Below are 17,411 nucleotides of genomic sequence, written 5' to 3' on the forward strand. Positions count from 1 at the left end.
GCCGCCCCACGACGCGCCCGTGCCCCCGGCCGGTACGCCGGCGCTTCAGCCGGGCGCAGCGGCCTCGCCGGCCGCGCCTGCGGTGCCGCCAGCGCCACCGGCCGGGGCCGGCGTCGCGAACCAGCGCTCCACCAGCCGCACGAAGAAGCTGGCGCCCATGGGCAGCAAGGCGTCATTGAAGTCGTAGCTGGGGTTGTGCACGAGGCAGGGCCCGTCGCCGTGGCCGGGCAGGCGGTGTTCGCCGTCGCCGTTGCCGATGAAGGCGTAGCAGCCCGGCACCTGCTCGAGCATGAACGAGAAGTCCTCGGCCGCCATGATGGGCACCTGCGTGACCACGTTCGGCGCGCCGAACACGCCCTCGGCCACATGGCGCGCGAACGCGCTCTCGGCCGCGTGGTTCACGGTGGACGGGTAGTTGCGCTTGAACTCGAAGACCGCGCTGGCGCCGAACACGGCCGCCTGGTGCTCGGCCACCTCGCGCATGCGGCGCTCGATGAGGTCCAGCGTCTCGGCCGTGTAGGCGCGCACCGAGCCCTGCATCACGCACTGGTCGGGGATCACGTTGGCGACCTCGCCGGCGTGGATCATCGTCACGGAGATCACGGCCGTCTCCAGCGGCTTCTTGTTGCGGCTGATGATGGTCTGGAAGGCCTGCATCATCGCGCCGGCCACGGGGATCGGGTCGATCGCCAGGTGCGGCATGGCGGCATGGCCGCCCTTGCCGCGGATCGTCACCTTGAACTCGTTGTTCGAGGCCAGCACCGGCCCCGCAGAGATCGCGAACTGCCCGACCGGGATGCCCGGCATGTTGTGCATGCCGAACACGGCCTCGCACGGAAACTTCTCGAACAGCCCCTCGCGCAGCATCTCGCGTGCGCCGCCGCCATGCTCCTCGGCCGGCTGGAAGATCAGGTGCACGGTGCCGTCGAAGCCGCCCGCATCGCGCAGCCGCGCGAGCTGCTGGGCCGCGCCCAGCAGCATGGTGGTGTGGCCGTCGTGGCCGCAGGCGTGCATCTTGCCGGCGTGCCGGCTGGCATGGGCGAAGCGGTTGTGCTCGGCCATGGGCAGCGCGTCCATGTCGGCGCGCAGGCCGATGGTGCGGGGCGAGTTGCCGCAGCGCACGGTGCCGACCACGCCGGTCTTGCCGAGGCCGCGGTGGATGGGGATGTTCCAGCCCGTCAGCAGCTCGGCCACAAGGTCGGCCGTGCGCGTCTCCTCGAAGGCCAGTTCGGGATGGGCGTGGATGTCGCGGCGCACGGCCTGCAGGGCGTCGTGTTCGGCGACGATGGTGTCGATCAATTGCATGGGTGGGAAGGCCTGGTGAGGGCCTGGGAGCTGGGTGGCCGCGCACCAGGGCGCCGGGCTTGCGCGGGCAAGTCTGCCACAGCCGTGGCCCGCTATGCTCCGCCCCCTATGCACGCCAAGGTGCTCCGTTATTTCGCCGCCGTCGTGCGCGCCGGCTCCATCCGCAAGGCGGCCGAGCAGCTGCATGTGGTGCCCACCGCCGTCAACCGCCAGATCCTGCTGCTGGAGGAGGAACTGGGCGCGCCGCTGTTCGAGCGCGTGCGCGGCACGCTCAAGCTCACGCCCGTGGGCGAGATCGTGCTCGAGCATGCACGCACCACGCTGCGCGCCTTCGACGAGGTGCGCGAACGCATCGCCGCCGTGCAGGGCCTGCAGCAGGGCGAGGTCACGCTGGCCACCACCGCGGGCCTGGCCAGCGCCTTCCTGCCCGCCCTGGTGCAGCGCGTGCGCGCCGAGCATCCGGGCCTGCGGCTGCAGCTGCTCGACGCCCCCGTCAGCGAGGTGCTGCGCAGCGTGCAGGCCGGCGACGCCGACCTGGGCCTGGCCTACGACGTGCCCGACAGCGCGGGCCTGCGCGTGCTGTCCACGAGCGACTGGCCGATCGGCGCCGTGCTGCCACCCGGCCACGCGCTCGCGCGCCAGCCCAGCGTGGCGCTGGCGGACTGCCTGGGCCACCCGCTGATCCTGCCCGCGCCGGCGCTGTCGCTGCGCGCGCTGCTGGACGGCGCCTTCGCGCTGGGTGCGGTGCGCGTGGCCCCGGTGGTGGAGAGCACCTCCACGGCGCTGATGCGCGAACTGGTGCAGCGCGGCGTGGGCATCGCGCTCCTGAACCGGCTGGACGTGGAGCAGGACTGCCGCAGCGGCACGCTGGCCTTCGTGCCGCTGCGCGACGCCCTGCCGCGGCCGCAGACGCTGCGCCTGGTCTGCCGGGCCGGCGCCGATGCCAATCCGACCGCGGCCTTGCTGGCCCGGCACCTGGTCGAAGGACTGGCGCAGCTGCAGGCCTGAGCAGCCGTGCAGTTTTTCTGCACGCAGCGCGCAGAATTCTGCGCTCGCCTGGCACGCCTGCGCTTCCTAGACTGCGCGCACCCCACTCCCCTGTGTCCGAACGAGGTGCCCCATGTCTGCCGATGCCGTCGACCAGAAGATCCCCCTGCCCCGCTGTGCCGCGCTCGGCGTGCAGCATGTGCTCGTGATGTACGCCGGCACGGTGGCCGTGCCGCTCATCGTCGGCGGTGCGCTCGGCCTGTCCAAGGCCGACATCGCCTTCCTGATCAACGCCGACCTGCTGGCCGCGGGCATCGCCACGCTGGTGCAGGCCCTGGGCCTGTGGCGCTTCGGCATCCGCATGCCGGTCATGATGGGCGTGACCTTCGCGGCCGTGGGCCCGATGATCGCGATCGGCACCGACCCCGCGCTGGGCCTGCCGGCCATCTACGGCGCGACCATCGTCGCCGGCCTGTTCGGCATCCTGATCGCGCCGCTCATGGGGCGGCTGCTGGGCGTGTTCCCGCCGCTGGTCACGGGCACGGTGATCACGCTGATCGGCGTCTCGCTGATGGGCGTGGCCATCCATTGGGCCGCGGGCGGCCAGCCGCACCGCACCGAGATGGTGGACGGCGTGGCCCACGCCATCGCCAACCCCGACTACGGCGACCCGGCCAAGCTGGCCATCGCCGCGCTGGTGCTGGCCGTCGTCATCGCCATCAGCCGCTTCGGCCGCGGGCTGGTCGCCAACCTCGCGGTGCTGCTGGGCGTGGCGGCGGGCGCGGCCGTGGCGCTGGCCACCGGCCGCATGGGCTTCGAGGGCCTGGACGAGGCGCCCTGGCTGGCACTGACCACGCCCTTCCATTTCGGCCTGCCGCGGTTCGAGCTCTCCGCCGTGCTGGCCATGTGCATCGTGATGGTGATCACGCTGGTGGAGTCCACCGGCATGTTCCTGGCGCTGGGCGCCATCACCGGCCGGCGCGTGACGCCCGACCTGCTCACGCGCGGCCTGCGCGCCGACGGCCTGGGCACAGTGATCGGCGGTGTCTTCAACACCTTTCCGTACACCAGCTTCAGCCAGAACGTGGGCCTGGTCACCGTGACCGGCGTGCGCTCGCGCTACGTGGCGGCAGCCGGCGGCGTGGTGCTGATCGCGCTGGCCCTGTTGCCCAAGGTGGCGCACCTGGTGGCCAGCGTGCCGCCCTTCGTGCTGGGCGGCGCCGGCATCGTGATGTTCGGCATGGTGGCGGCCACCGGCGTGCGCATCCTGGGCAGCGTGGACTACGGCGCCAACCGCCATGCGCTGTACGTGATCGCCATCTCCATCGGCATGGGCCTGATCCCCACGCTGTCGCCCACCTTCTTCCAGCACCTGCCGGCCTGGACCCATGCCGTCACGCACAGCGGCATCGTGCTGGGCACGGTGGTTGCTGTGCTGCTCAACCTGTTCTACCACGGTGTGCTGACGCTGGAGCGCTCGCTGGCGCAGGCGGCGGCCACCGCACACTCTGCGGAATGACCATGCCCACTGACACACCCCTCTTGATCCTGCGCCATGCCGATGTGCTGGTGACCATGGACGATGCGCGCCGCGAGATCACGGACGGCGCCATCGTGGTGCAGGGTCCGGCGATCGCCTGGGTCGGCACCAGCGACGCGCTGCCCGCGCCCTATGCCGAGGCGCTGGCCGCCGGCCGCGCCGAGGCCATCGACCTGCACGGCCATGTGCTGATGCCGGGCCTGGTCAACACCCACCACCACATGTACCAGAGCCTCACGCGCGCGGTGCCCGAGGCGCAGGACGCCGAGCTGTTCGGCTGGCTCGGCAGCCTGTACCCGCTGTGGGCACGGCTCACGCCCGAGATGGTCCACGTGTCGGCCAAGACGGCGATGGCCGAGCTGCTGCTGTCGGGCTGCACCACCACCAGCGACCACCTGTACCTGTACCCCAACGGCAGCCGGCTCGAAGACGCGATCGAGGCCGCCGCCGCCATGGGCATGCGCTTCCACGCCGCGCGCGGCAGCATGAGCGTGGGACGCAGCGCCGGCGGGCTGCCGCCCGACGAGGTGGTCGAGCGCGAGGACGCGATCCTGGCCGACAGCCAGCGCCTGATCGAGCGCTGGCACGACCCGGCGCGCCACGCCATGCTGCGCATCGTGCTGGCGCCCTGCTCGCCGTTCTCGGTCTCGCGCGACCTCATGCGCGCCTCGGCCGAACTGGCGCGCGCCACCGGCGTCTCGCTGCACACCCACCTGGCCGAGAACGACAACGACATCGCCTACTCGCGCGAGAAGTTCGGCATGACGCCGGCCGAATACGCCGAAGACCTGGGCTGGGTCGGCCGCGACGTCTGGCATGCGCACTGCGTCAAGCTGGACGAGGCCGGCATCCGGCTGTTCGGCCGCACCGGCACCGGCGTGGCGCACTGCCCCTGCAGCAACATGCGGCTGGCCTCGGGGATCGCGCCCGTGGGCGCGATGCGCCGCGCCGGTGTGCCCGTCGGCCTGGGCGTGGACGGCAGCGCCAGCAACGACGGTGCCCACATGCTGGGCGAGGCCCGCCAGGCGCTGCTGCTCGCGCGCGTGGGCTACGGCCCTGCGGCCATGACCGCGCGCGAGGCGCTGGAGATCGCCACGCGCGGCGGCGCCCAGGTGCTGGGCCGCGACGACATCGGCGCGCTGGCGCCTGGCATGTCGGCGGACCTCGTGGCCTTCGACCTGCGCGGCGTGGGCCATGCCGGCGCCGGCCACGACCCGGTGGCGGCGCTGGTGTTCTGCCAGCCGGCCAACGCCGCGCTGTCCGTCGTCAACGGCCGCGTGCGCGTGCAGGGCGGGCACCTGGTGGACTGCGAACTGGCACCGCTGCTGGAGCGCCACCGCACGCTCGCGCACCAGCTGGTCGAAGCCGCCCGGCATCCGCACACCGCGTAGCCCCGGCCGGCTATGCTGCGGGCCTTCGCAGCAGGAGACCCCCATGAGCATCCGTGTCGGCATCGGTGGCTGGACCTTCGAACCCTGGCGCAACAACTTCTTCCCGGCCGGCCTGCCGCACAGCCAGGAGCTGCACTTCGCGAGCCGTGCCGTCACCGCCATCGAGATCAACGGCACGTACTACAGCACGATGACGCCCAAGAGCTTCGCGCGCTGGCACGACGAGACGCCCGACGGCTTCGTGTTCTCGCTCAAGGCCAACCGCTTCGCGACCAACCGGCGCGTGCTGGCCGATGCGGGCGAATCCATCACGCGCTTCGTCGAGAGCGGGCTGTCCGAACTCGGCAACAAGCTCGGCCCCATCGTCTGGCAGTTCGCGCCGACCAAGCAGTTCGATCCCGCCGATTTCGAAGCCTTCCTGGCGCTGCTGCCCCAGGCCGTGGACGGCCGCGCGCTGCGGCATGTGCTGGACGTGCGGCATGCCAGCTTCATGGTGCCCGCCTATCTGGCGCTGGCCCGGCGCTATGGCTGCGCGACCGTGTTCGCCGATTCCGACAAGTACCCCAGCTTCGCCGACGTGACGGGCGACTTCGTCTATGCGCGGCTGATGCGCAGCCAGGCCGAATGCACGACCGGCTACGCCACCGAGACGCTGGACCGCTGGGCCGACGTGGCGCGCGACTGGGCCAGGGGGGCGACGCCGGCCGGCGCGCCGCTCGTGGAACCGGCGCAGGACAGCGCCACGCCGCGCGAGGTCTTCGTGTTCTTCATCAACGGCGCCAAGGAGCGCGCGCCCGCGGCCGCGCAGGCGCTGATCGCGCGGCTCTGAATCGCATGCCGGTTGCCCGCAAGCGTTCCGCCACCATCCGCGACGTGGCCAAGGCGGCCGCGGTCTCGACCGCCACGGTCTCCAAGTTCGTCAACGGCGGCCAGCGCTTCTCCGCCGATGTGGAGGCGCGCGTCACCCAGGCGGTGCAGGATCTGGGCTGGTCGCTGAACCCCATGGCGCGCAGCATCACGACGGGCCAGACCGGCAACATCGGCATCGTCATCCTGGACATCCGCAACCCGCACTTCACGAGCATGGTCAAGGGCGCGGCACGCGGCGCGGCAGCGGCCGGCCTGAACCTGATCGTGGCCGACGCGGCCGAAAGCAAGGCGCCCGAACTCGCGGTGCTGCGCGCGCTGGCGCGCCGCGTCGACGGTTTGATCGTCAGCGCGCGCTTGCCCGAACCCGTGCTGCAGGCGCTGTACGACAGCGGCACGCCCGTGGTGTTCTACGGCGGGCCGCCGCCCAACCCGGCCTACCACAGCGTGTGCTGCGACAACCGCCTGGCCGGCCGCATGCTGGGCCGGCACCTGCGCGACCGCGGCCACCGGCGCATCGGCTACCTCGGCTTTCCCACGGCGCCCTGGAGCGCCGAGCGCTGGCAGGGCGTGCAGGACGCGTTCGCGGGCGAGGACGCGCACTTCACCGCGCACGAGGCCACGGCACCGGTCGCGGCCGAAGGCGAGCGCCTGGCCTCGCTGGTGCTGCTGGCGGGCGAGCGGCCCGACGCCGTGGTCGCCTTCAACGACCTGCTGGCCCTGGGCCTGCTCGCCGAAGCCCGGGCGCTCGGCGTGCGCGTGCCCGAACAGGTGGCCCTGGCCGGCTTCGACAACATCGACTACGGCCGCCTCGGCAGCCCCACGCTCACCAGCGTGGACATGGCCAGCGAGGCCGTCGGCGAGACCGCCATGCAGCGCCTGGCCGAACTGATCCAGGGCGCGCCGCCAGCACCAGAGCAGCACGCCCATGTGCTGGACTGCCGGCTCATGGTGCGCGAATCCACGACGCGCCGCCCCCCCGGGTAACTCCCAGGGTCGGCTGGCTTGACCCTGCAAATGTTATCGATCACTATCGACCACAAGTTAACCGGTTAACTTCATCTGGCCGGTTTTCACCAAGCGCAACGCCCTCCACTCTATTTCGCCATTGACGGCATGCCGTTGAAACAGCAAGTTAACCGGTTGACTGACAGCATGCCAACGCTACCGCGCGCCACCACGGTGCTGGACGTGGCCCGTCTGGCCGGCGTCTCGGCCATGACGGTCTCTCGCGCGCTGAACCAGCCGCAGCGGGTGCCGGCCGCCACGCGCCAGCGCGTGCAGGCCGCCGTCGAGGCCACGCGCTACGTGCCCAACCTGCTGGCCTGCGGACTGCGCTCGCGCCGCAGCCGGCTGGTGGCAGCCATCGTGCCGGCCCTGGACAGCCCCGTGTTCGCCGAGACCGTGCAAGCACTGACGGCCACGCTGGGCGCGGCCGGCTACCACCTGATGCTGGGCCAGAGCGGCTACGGCGCGGACGGCGAAGACGCGCTGCTGCAGGCCGTCATCGGCCGCCGGCCCGACGGCATCGTGCTCGTAGGCGTGGACCACTCGCACCAGGTCCGCCAGCAACTGGCCGGTTGCGGCGTGCCCGTGGTCGAGACCTGGGACCTGACGCACGCGCCCATCGACATGCTGGTCGGCTTCTCGCATGCCGACGTGGGCGCGGCGGTCTGCCGATTCCTGGCGGAGCAGGGGCGGCGCCGCCTGGCCGTGGTCAGCGGCACCGACACGCGCGCGGCCCGCCGCGCCCAGGCTTTCGCGGCCACCGCCCAGGCGCTCGGGCTGGCGGCGCCCGTGCAGTTGGACGTCGAGTCGCCCAGCACGCTGGGCAGCGGCCGGCAGGCGCTGCGCCAACTGCTCGCGCAGCCGCAGGCCGTGGACGGCATCTTCTGCAGCTCCGACATGCTGGCCCTGGGCGTGCTGACCGAGGCGGCGCAGCAGGGCATCGCCGTGCCCGAACACATGGGCGTGGTCGGCTTCGGCGACCAGCCCTTCGCGGCCGACACCGCGCCGGCCCTGTCCAGCGTGCGCGTGGACGGCGCGCGCATCGGCTGCGAGGCGGCGCTGCGCGTGGTCGGGCGGATCGCCGGCACGCCGACGCAGGAACAGGCCGCGCTGGACGTGGGCTTCGCCATCGTCGCGCGGGGCTCTGCCTGAAGGCTTGCCTTTCTTTCAACAACGAGGAGATATCCATGAACACACCATCCGCATGGCGCAAGAGCGCCGTGGCCATCGCCGTCGGCGTGGCGCTTGCTGCCGGCATCGCCGCCTGTGGCGGCAATGACGACACGCCCCCCGAAACCGGCAACGCCTGGATGCGCCCCTCCATCGTGGCCCGTCAGGCCGCGGCCGGCACCGATGCGGCCAAGGAAGCCGTGGCGAACGAGCGCGCCCGCCTGCTGCTCGCGGCCATGACGCTGGACCAGAAGATGCAGCAGCTGACCGGCGCCATGCCCGAGGTGCTGCCCGAGCTGCCCGAGTGCTACGGCGCGCGCCATGTGAGCGGCATCAAGGAGTTGCAGATCCCGACCTTCCGCATCACCAACGGCCCGGTCGGCCTGGGCCAGAACGACTGCGTGTCCACCAGCGTCTACGACGAGGTCAAGGCCGGCACCAAGTCCTTCTCCGCGGCCTACACGCACCCGAGTTCGGCCAAGGCCACGGCGCTGCCCTCGGCGCTCGGCGCCGCGGCCTCGTTCGACCCGGCCGTCGCGACGGCCTACGGCGAGGTCATCGGCGACGAGATGAACCATCTGGCGCTGCACGTGTTCGAGGCACCCGGCGTGAACATGGCGCGCCTGCCTGTGCTGGGCCGCAACTTCGAGTACTTCGGCGAGGATCCCTACCTCACGGGTGTGATGGGCGTGGCCGAAGTCAAGGCCGTGCAGGGCAAGGGCCTGATCGGCATGCCCAAGCACTACCTGGCCAACGAGCAGGAAACCAACCGCCAGAAGATCCAGACCAATGTCGACCCGCAGGTGCTGCGCGAGATCTACATGCTGCCTTTCGAAATGACGGTCAAGGACGGCAAGGCGGCCTCCGTCATGTGCGCCTACAACTACGTCAACGGCGTGCACTCCTGCGAGAACGAGGAGCTGCTGACCCGTGTGCTGCGCGACGACTGGGGCTTCACGGGCTACGTGCAGTCCGACTTCTTCTCGATCAAGAGCACCGCCGGCACGCTGCGCGCGGGCCTGGACCACGAGATGCCGATCCCGCAGTTCTGGAGCAAGGCCAACCTGACGAAGGCCCTGGCGGACAACAGCATCACGCTTGCGATGATCGACAAGGCACTGGAGCGCCGCTACACGCAGAGCTTCAAGTGGGGCATCTTCGACCGCCCGCTCCAGCAGACGCCCATCGACTTCGCCGGTCATGGCCAGCGCGCCCGCCAGATCGGCACCGAATCGGCCGTGCTGCTGCAGAACAACGGCGCGTTGCCGATCGCCGCGAACGTCGGCAGCCTGGTCGTGATCGGCAAGACCACGCAGGTCTACGCCCAGCAGGCCGTGGCCGGTGGCGCCATGGTCGGGCAGCCCATGGGCGCTGGTGGCGGCAGCTCGGACGTGGTGCCCCAATACACCGTGGCGCCGGTCGACGGCATCAAGGAGGCCTTGAAGAGCCTGGGCAACACGGGCGCCGCGGTGCAGCTGATCCTGGTGGACGACGCCAATGCGGGCGCCACCATCGACGGCGTGGCCGTGAGCTTCGCACAGGCACTGGCCACCGCCGCAGCCGCAGATGCTGTGGTGCTCATGGCCGGCACGATCTCTGAAGAAGGGGCCGACCGCGCCACCGCCGCAGACGGCAGTTCGCTGTCCTCGCTGGCGATCCCGCTGGCACCGGGCGCCAGCGCGGCCGATGGCAGCAGCCTGGACTGGTACGCGCCTGCTTCACTGACGACCCCCGCCACGGCCAGCGGCAGCAACGGCGTGAAGAACAGCAACACCGTGGCGATGATCAAGGCCGTCATGGGTGCCGCGTCGACCACCGGCAAGTCCATGGTGCAAAAGACCGCGCTGGTGCTGAAGGACAACGCGGGCGTGGCGATGGACCCGGCCCTGGTCGGCCCCGCCGGCCCGGCGATCCTGGAGGTCTGGTTCCCGGGCCAGGAGGACGGCAACATCGTCGCCGACCTGCTGTTCGGCAAGAAGAATCCCTCGGGCAAGCTGCCGGTGACCTTCCCGTACGCCGGCCGCGGCTTCCTGGACCACGTGACGGCGGCGCAGTTCCCGGGCGAGGTCAGCGCGGATGGCAAGACCCAGACCGTCACCTACTCCGAGCAGCTGCACATGGGCTACCGCTGGTACGACGCCAACATCAGCGGCCAGTGCGCAGCGGTCGCGGGCACCAACCCCTGCGTGGCCTTCGCGTTCGGCCACGGCCTGTCGTACACGAACTTCAGCGTCGCCAACGCCGGCGTGAGCAGCGCCGGCACGCTCTACCAGGTCAAGGCCCGCGTGGCCAACACCGGTGCCACGGCCGGCGCCGAGGTGGTGCAGGTCTACCTGGCGCTGCCGACCTCGGCCAACAGCGTCGGCGCGCCGCAACCGCCCAAGCGGCTGGTCGGCTTCCAGAAGGTGCAACTGGCGCCGGGCGCCAGCCAGGAGATCACGGTCACGGTGGACCCGAACGCCAGCAACCACCCCCTGAGCGTGTGGAATCAGGCCAGCCGCAGCTGGACCATTCCGAGCGGCCAGTACACGGTGTACGTGGGCCGCTCGTCCGCACCGAAGGACCTGGCGCAGGCGGGCAGCTTCACGCGCTGAGGCGCAAGGGGGTGGGCTCTCCGGCCAGGCTCAGTCCAGCTTCACGTTCGCGCGCTGGATCACCTGGCCCCACTTGGCCGTCTCGGCGGCCAGGAAGCGCGAGAACTCGGCCGGCGAGCTGCCCACCGGCACCGTGCCCATCTCGTCGAGCTTGGCCTTCACGGCCGGCTCGCGCACGATCTTGGCCACCGCATCGGCCACCTGCTGCACGTTCTGCGGCGGCGTGCCGGCCGGTGCCAGGATGCCGGCCCAGGTGCTGCTGTTGAAGTTGGCGATGCCCTGCTCGGCGAAGGTCGGCACATCGGGCAGTGCCGGCAGGCGCTGAGCGCTGGTCACGCCGACCAGCCGCACGGCACCGGCCTTGCCCTGGCCGATCAGCCCCTGGGCGGCGTCCAGGAACAGGTCGATCTGGCCGCCCAGCAGGTCGGTCAGCGCCAGCGCCGAACCGCGGAACGGCACATGGATCATCTTGGTCTGCGTGACCGACTGCAGCAGCTCCATCGTCAGGTGCACGGCCGAGCCATTGCCGCTGGAGCCGAAGCTGAGCTTGTCGGGATGCTGGCGCGCATGGGCCACGATCTCGGCCATGGACTTGAACGGCGACTTGTTGTTGACGGCGGCCACCAGCGGCGATTCACCGATCAGCGAGACGGCCACGAAGTCCTTCTGCGGGTCGTAGGGCAGCTTCTGGTACAGCGTGGTGTTGGCCGCGTGCGCGGCGATCACCACGCCGAAGGTGCTGCCGTCCGGCGTGGCGCGGGCGATGGCCTGCGCGCCGATGATGCCGTTGGCACCGGGCCGGTTGTCCACGATCACGGTCTGGCCCAGGTGCTCCTGCAGGCGGTGGGCGATCAGCCGCGCCGTCGCATCGGTGAAGCCACCCGGCGGGTACGGCACGATCACGCGCACCGTGCGCCCCGCGCCCTGGGCCGCCGCCACGGCCGGCACGCCGACGGCGGCCAGGGCCAGCCCTCCCAGTGCAAAGCGGCGGCGGTCGGTGCGGATCGGGTGCATGGCTTGTCTCATCGAAGGGTCGGTTGGGATGCGCTGGATTGTCGAGATGGTCGATTGCTTTGACAATTCCATAAAAACTTGACCTCGCGTCAAATCAAACTTGCCGTAATCCTTGCCCATGGACGCCAACGCACTGCAACTGCTGGTCGAGATCGTGGACGCCGGCAGCCTGGCCGAGGCCGCGCGGCGCCTGAAGATGACGCGGGCCAACATCAGCTACCACCTGAACCAGCTCGAGCGCGCGCTCGGCACCCAGCTGGTGCGACGCACGCCGCGCCGGCTGAAGGCCACCGAGGTCGGCCAGCGCCTGTACCTGCGCGGCCAGGCGATCCAGCAGGAACTGCTGGCTGCGCGCGAGGAGGTCACCACGCTGAGCCAGAGCCTGCGCGGCCGCGTGCGGCTCAGCGTGCCCAGCGGCTACGGCCACCTGGTCATGACGGACTGGCTGATCGCGTTCAAGCGCCAGTACTCCGGCATCGTGCTGCAGGTGCTGTTCGAGAACCGCGTGGACGACCTGCTGCGCGACGAGGTGGACGTGGCCGTGCGCGTGCTGCCCGAGCCGCCGCAGGCGCTGGTCGCGCGCGAGATCGGCCGTGCGCGCTATGTGGCCTGCGCCGCGCCAACGCTGATCGCCGCGCGCGGCATGCCCCAGGCGCTCGACGACCTGCACCACTGGCCGATGGTGGCCTCCTCCATGCTGGGTGCGCAGATCCGGTTGCTGGCCACGCGCGGCACCGAACACCGGGTGCTGCGGCTGGAGCCGACGCTGGGCTCGGAGCACTACCCCTTCCTGCGCAGCGCCATCGCCGCCGGGCTGGGCATCGGCATCACGCCGGACTATGTGGTCGCCGATCTGCTGCAGGGCGGGCAGGCCGTCGCGCTGCTGCAGGACTGGGAGTTCGACCTGTACGGCACCCGGCTGTACCTGCTGCACATGCCCAACCGCCTGCCCACGCGCGCCGCGCGCACGCTGATCGACTTCATCGCCGAACGCGCGGGCTGATCCCTCCAGCGGCCATGGCCGATACTCGCCGGCTTGCGCCGCGTGGCGTCCGCCACGGGGCCTGCCATACCCAGCGAGAAAGAAGAGCCGCCACATGGCCCCCGCTCCCCTGTTCGAGGCCCAGGCGCTGACCAAGCGCTATGGAGACAACACCGTGGTCGACGACCTGTCGTTCGCCATCGCGCCAGGCGAATGCCTGGGCGTGATCGGCCCGAACGGCGCCGGCAAGACCACCACCATCCGCATGTGCCTGGGCCAGACCGCGCCCGATGCCGGCGCCATCGCCTACCACGCCGCCAGCGGCCAGGTGCTGGCGATGCCGGCCGATGCCCTGGCGATCAAGGCCGAGCTCGGCGTGGTGGCGCAGTTCGACACGCTGGACCCGGATTTCGACTGCAGCGAGAACCTGATCGTCTACGGCCGCTACTTCGGCATGCGCCGCGACCAGATCGCCGCGCGTGTGCCCAAGCTGCTCGAGTTCGCCGCGCTGACGAGCAAGGCGCACGCCAGACCGACCGAGCTCTCGGGCGGCATGCGGCGCCGGCTGAGCCTGGCGCGCGCGCTGGTCAACGACCCGCGCCTGCTGCTGCTGGACGAACCCACGACGGGCCTGGATCCGCAGGCCCGCCACCTGATGTGGGAGCGGCTGCAACTGCTGTTGCAGCAGGGCAAGTCCATCCTCTTGACCACGCACTTCATGGACGAGGCCGAGCGCCTGTGCTCGCGCCTGCTCGTGCTCGACCATGGCAGGAAGATCGCCGAAGGCCAGCCGCGCGCGCTGATCGCCGAGCACCTGGAGCCCGACGTGGTCGAGGTCTATGGCAATGGCGCGCTGGCGCTGGCGCAGGACGAAGCCCATGCGCCGCTGCGCGCCCTGGCCGCGCGCGTGGAAGTCAGCGGCGAGACCGTGTTCTTCTACACGCGCGAGGCCAAGCCGCTGCTCGACGCGCTGGGCGGCCACGGCCAGCTGCGCACGCTGCACCGGCCGGCGAATCTGGAAGACCTGTTCCTCAAGCTCACGGGCAGACAAATCAGGGACGACGCGTGATGAGCACCCAAAGCATCTGGCGCACGCCACAGATCTCCGGCCGCTGGTGGCCCGTGTTCCTGCGCAATCTCCTGGTCTGGCGCAAGCTGGCCATCCCCAGCCTGGTCGGCAACATCGCCGAGCCGCTGATGTGGCTGGTGGCCTTCGGCTACGGCATGGGCGCGCTGGTCGGCCAGGTGCGCCTGGGCGACCAGCAGGTGCCCTACATCCTGTTCCTGGCCTCGGGCTCGATCTGCATGAGCGCGATGAACGCGGCCTCGTTCGAGGCGCTGTACTCGGCCTTCTCGCGCATGCATGTGCAAAAGACCTGGGAGGGCATCATGAACGCGCCCGTGAACCTGGACAACCTGGTGCTGGCCGAGCTGCTCTGGGCCGCGTTCAAGTCCATCTTCACGGTCACGGCCATCCTGTGCGTGATGCTGGCCCTGGGCATCAGCCACAGCCCCAAGCTGCTGGTGGCGCTGCCCGTGCTGCTGGTGGCCGGCATCATGTTCAGCGCCATCGCGCTGATCTTCAACGCGCTGGCCAAGGGCTACGACTTCTTCACCTACTACTTCACGCTGGTGCTCACGCCCATGATGTTCCTGTCGGGCGTGTTCTTCCCGCGCGAGCAGTTGCCCGAGGCCGTGCGCATCGTCTCCGACTGGCTGCCGCTGACCAATGCCGTGGAGCTGGTGCGCCCGCTGTTCATGGACCGCTGGCCCGAACACGCGCTGCGCCATGGCCTGGTGGTGGTGGCCTACGCGGTGGTGGCGTTCTGGGTAGCATTGGCACTGACGCGCAGGCGTTTCAAGGCTTGAAGGCTTGAGCAGCACGGCTCGGCTGCCGCAGGACCTCGTCGAGCGCGACGCGCTGCTCGCGCGCTGGCTGCCGCAGCGCACGCGCACCTGCCACCTGCTGCTGGGACCGGCGGGCAGCGGCAAGACCAGCCTGGCGCTGCAGTGGCGCGCGCGGCTGGTCGGGCTGGGCTTCGACGTGGCCTGGCTGCCCGTGGCGCCGGACGGCGGTGCCGAGCAGCTGTTGCACGCGCTGCGCACGGCCTGCATGGCCCTGGCGCCGGGCTTCGGTGAACGGCTGCGGGCGCTGGCCAGCCCCTTGTCGCACGACGCGGTGGCGGCGGCGCTGGTGCAGGACGCGGCGCGCCATCCCCGCGCGGTGCTGGTGGTCGTGGACGACTACCAGCACGTGGGCCAGCACGCGGTGCACGCCCTGTTCCAGACGGTGCTGGACTACGCGCCAGCCAACCTGCACCTGCTGTTGGTCTCGCGCACGGTGCCGCCGCTCGCGCTGGAGTCGCTGGCCGCGGCGCAGCAGCTGCACCGCCTGGACGCCGAGGACCTGCGCCTGCACTTCGCCGAAACCAGGGCGCTGGTGCAGCAGCGCGCGCCGGACATGCCGGCCGAGCAAATCCGCCGCCTGCACGTGGCCACCGGCGGCTGGGCCATGGGCCTGCAGATGGCGCTGCGCCACCCGGCCGGCGACGCCGCGCCCTACTTCAACCAGGAGGTGCTGGCGCGGCTGGACGCCGAAAGCCTGCGCGTGCTGGTGCGGCTGGCGCCCGCGCACAGCTTCCACGAGGCCCTGGTGCTGGAACTCGGCGGCAGTGCGCTCGCCCAGTCGCTGCTGGACCGGCTGCGGCGCGAGCGCCTCTTCGTCGTGCCCGTGGACGCCGCCGCCAATGGCCCGGGCTGGTGGCGCATCCATCCCATGTTCCGTGCGCTGCTGCTGCAGCGCTTCGGCCAGATGCCGCAGGAGTTGCAGCAGCGCACGCGGCTGCAGCTGGGCCGCTGGTTCGGCGCGCGCGGCATGCTGCGCGAGGCGGTGGCGCAATTGGTGGCGGCGGGCGAGGTGCGGCAGGCGGCCGACGCCGTCGCGCAACAGGCCCGCGCGCTGTTCCTGGGCGGCGATCTGCAAGGCCTGGCGCGGGCGCTGGCGGCACTGCCCGAGGACGCGCTGCAGGGCCGCCCCGCGCTGGCGCTGTGGCAGGCCTGGTCGCAGCTGTGCTACCGGCGCTTCGCGGCCTGCCGCGACACCATCGCCCGCCTGGGCGCCGACCCGGCCGCGCAGGACGCCACGCAGCGGGCCCACCTGTGCCTGCTGCGCTTTGCGCTGGCGCTGCAGCACGACGACCTGGACGCCGCGCAGGCGCTGCTGCCGGAACTGCAGGAACTGCCGCAGCACAGCGACGCGGTGCTGCAGGGCGGCCGGCGCCACCTGCTGGCCTGGTACTTCTCGCACCTGGGCCTGGCCGAAGAGGCGCGCGAACGCCTGCAGGGACCGGCCCACTATCTGGACGACGGGCGCCCGCTCGTGGACTCGTGCTTCGGCAGCGGCCTGACGCCCGTGATGCAGGGCATGAGCCTGCTGCACGAGGGCCGCTACCGCCAGGCCGAGTCCTGCCTGCGCGGCGCGCTGGACGCGGCGCTGGTCGCGCCGGGACCGCACAGCGAGGCGGCCAGCAACGCGGCCGGCCTGCTCTGTGAGGTGCTGTACGAGGTGAACGACCACGCCGGCCTGCGCCAGCTGCTGGCCCGGCACGCGGCCGCCATCGAACGGCTGGGCCTGCCCGATGCACAGCTGGGCGCCGCGCTGGCGGCCAGCCGCCTGCATGCCCGCGCCGGCGCGCTGGCGCAGGCCCACGCGGCGCTCGACCGGCTGGAGCACACGGCGCGCGAGCGCGGCATGCTGCGCATCACCGCCGTGCTGCTGCACGAGCGGCTGCAGCTGTGCCTGCGGGCGAACGCCGTCGCCGCTGCGGGCAGCCACGTGCAGGCACTGCAGGCCCTGGCCGCGCAGGCGCTCGCGGCGCACCGGCTGGCCGCGCCGCGCGTCGCGCACTGGGCCCAGCTGGCCAGCGCGCGCTGGCACCTGCACCAGCTGCAGGACGAGGCCGCCCTGGCGCTGCTGCAACCGCTGCTGGCCAGCACCCAGCCGGGCGGCTGGCTGCGGCTGCAGGCCGGCGCACTGGCGGCCATCGCCGCCCAGCGCAGCGGCCAGGCGCACATGGCGCTGCGCGGCGCCTTGCAGGTGCTGCAGCAGGCCCAGGCCATGGGCGTGGCCTGCAGCCTGCACGACCTGGGCCCGGACTACCTGCAGCTGGTGCGCCAGCTGCAGGGCGGCGACGATCCCTTGCTGGCGCTGTACGCCGAGCGCCTGCTGCGCCAGGCCGGCCTGCCGCCTCCGGCAGCGGCGGCCACGCCGCTGGCCACGCTCAGCACACGCGAGCAGCAGATCCTGCAGCTGCTGGTGCACGACCTGCCGAACCGGCGCATCGCCCAGGCGCTGGGCGTGTCGACCGAGACCGTGCGCTGGCACCTCAAGAACATCTTCGCCAAGCTCGCGGTGCTGCGCCGGCAGGATGCCATCGTGGCCGCGCGCGGCATGGGCATCCAGCCGGCACCGTTGGCCTGAACGGCCACCTATCGCAAACCCCAGCCACCCGCAAATGGGTGGGTGGGTGCATGCCCGGTGCCGGGAACATGCG

Annotated in this window: 13 protein-coding genes; 11 read left to right on the forward strand and 2 right to left on the reverse strand. The window is 71.5% G+C overall.

Going from position 1 to position 17,411, the window contains the following annotated elements:
• Positions 1-45 precede the first annotated feature (45 nt).
• Positions 46-1,305: a M20 aminoacylase family protein gene (locus tag ACSQ4M_RS02380; RefSeq protein WP_436188078.1), complete on the reverse strand. Its 1,260-nt coding sequence runs from the start codon at positions 1,303-1,305 to the stop codon at positions 46-48.
• A gap of 108 nt (positions 1,306-1,413) precedes the next feature.
• Between ACSQ4M_RS02380 and ACSQ4M_RS02385 the strand changes: the two genes are divergently transcribed.
• The 7 genes from ACSQ4M_RS02385 (at position 1,414) to ACSQ4M_RS02415 (ending at position 10,862) form a co-directional block, all read left to right on the forward strand.
• Positions 1,414-2,313 (forward strand): LysR family transcriptional regulator, encoded by a 900-nt coding sequence (locus tag ACSQ4M_RS02385; RefSeq protein ID WP_436188079.1) that lies wholly within the window; start codon positions 1,414-1,416, stop codon positions 2,311-2,313.
• A gap of 112 nt (positions 2,314-2,425) precedes the next feature.
• Complete coding sequence (locus tag ACSQ4M_RS02390; protein ID WP_436188080.1) at positions 2,426-3,811, forward strand: nucleobase:cation symporter-2 family protein; 1,386 nt, start codon at positions 2,426-2,428, stop codon at positions 3,809-3,811.
• A complete protein-coding gene (locus tag ACSQ4M_RS02395) occupies positions 3,808-5,223 on the forward strand; it encodes an 8-oxoguanine deaminase (RefSeq protein ID WP_436188081.1) in 1,416 nt (471 codons plus the stop codon). The genes ACSQ4M_RS02390 and ACSQ4M_RS02395 overlap by 4 nt, the downstream gene beginning before the upstream one ends.
• A 43-nt stretch (positions 5,224-5,266) precedes the next feature.
• Positions 5,267-6,052 (forward strand): DUF72 domain-containing protein, encoded by a 786-nt coding sequence (locus ACSQ4M_RS02400; protein ID WP_436188082.1) that lies wholly within the window; start codon positions 5,267-5,269, stop codon positions 6,050-6,052.
• Positions 6,053-6,057: 5 nt separating this feature from the next.
• The gene (locus ACSQ4M_RS02405; RefSeq protein ID WP_436188083.1) at positions 6,058-7,077 is read left to right on the forward strand and encodes a LacI family DNA-binding transcriptional regulator; all 1,020 of its coding nucleotides are present in this window, start codon (positions 6,058-6,060) and stop codon (positions 7,075-7,077) included.
• Between the two features lie 168 nt (positions 7,078-7,245).
• A complete protein-coding gene (locus ACSQ4M_RS02410) occupies positions 7,246-8,250 on the forward strand; it encodes a LacI family DNA-binding transcriptional regulator (protein WP_436188084.1) in 1,005 nt (334 codons plus the stop codon).
• A gap of 35 nt (positions 8,251-8,285) precedes the next feature.
• Positions 8,286-10,862 (forward strand): beta-glucosidase family protein, encoded by a 2,577-nt coding sequence (locus ACSQ4M_RS02415; RefSeq protein WP_436188085.1) that lies wholly within the window; start codon positions 8,286-8,288, stop codon positions 10,860-10,862.
• A gap of 30 nt (positions 10,863-10,892) precedes the next feature.
• On the opposite strand, the gene ACSQ4M_RS02420 is transcribed toward ACSQ4M_RS02415, so the two are convergent.
• Positions 10,893-11,876, reverse strand: a complete 984-nt coding sequence (locus ACSQ4M_RS02420) for a tripartite tricarboxylate transporter substrate binding protein (protein WP_436188086.1) — start codon at positions 11,874-11,876, stop codon at positions 10,893-10,895.
• Positions 11,877-11,994: 118 nt separating this feature from the next.
• Between ACSQ4M_RS02420 and ACSQ4M_RS02425 the strand changes: the two genes are divergently transcribed.
• The 4 genes from ACSQ4M_RS02425 (at position 11,995) to ACSQ4M_RS02440 (ending at position 17,338) form a co-directional block, all read left to right on the forward strand.
• On the forward strand, positions 11,995-12,879 hold the full coding sequence (locus ACSQ4M_RS02425) for a LysR family transcriptional regulator (protein WP_436188087.1): 885 nt from the start codon (positions 11,995-11,997) through the stop codon (positions 12,877-12,879).
• Positions 12,880-12,973: 94 nt separating this feature from the next.
• The gene (locus ACSQ4M_RS02430; protein WP_436188088.1) at positions 12,974-13,927 is read left to right on the forward strand and encodes an ATP-binding cassette domain-containing protein; all 954 of its coding nucleotides are present in this window, start codon (positions 12,974-12,976) and stop codon (positions 13,925-13,927) included.
• Complete coding sequence (locus ACSQ4M_RS02435; RefSeq protein ID WP_436188089.1) at positions 13,927-14,727, forward strand: ABC transporter permease; 801 nt, start codon at positions 13,927-13,929, stop codon at positions 14,725-14,727. Before ACSQ4M_RS02430 ends, ACSQ4M_RS02435 begins: the two co-directional genes overlap by 1 nt.
• 4 nt (positions 14,728-14,731) lie before the next feature.
• Positions 14,732-17,338 carry a LuxR C-terminal-related transcriptional regulator gene (locus ACSQ4M_RS02440; protein ID WP_436188090.1) on the forward strand — a complete coding sequence of 869 codons (2,607 nt, stop codon included), beginning with the start codon at positions 14,732-14,734 and terminating at the stop codon, positions 17,336-17,338.
• The last annotated feature ends 73 nt before the right edge of the window (positions 17,339-17,411 follow it).

It is taken from the genome of Pseudorhodoferax sp. LjRoot39, from assembly GCF_964253035.1.
Taxonomy (GTDB): domain Bacteria; phylum Pseudomonadota; class Gammaproteobacteria; order Burkholderiales; family Burkholderiaceae_C; genus Pseudorhodoferax.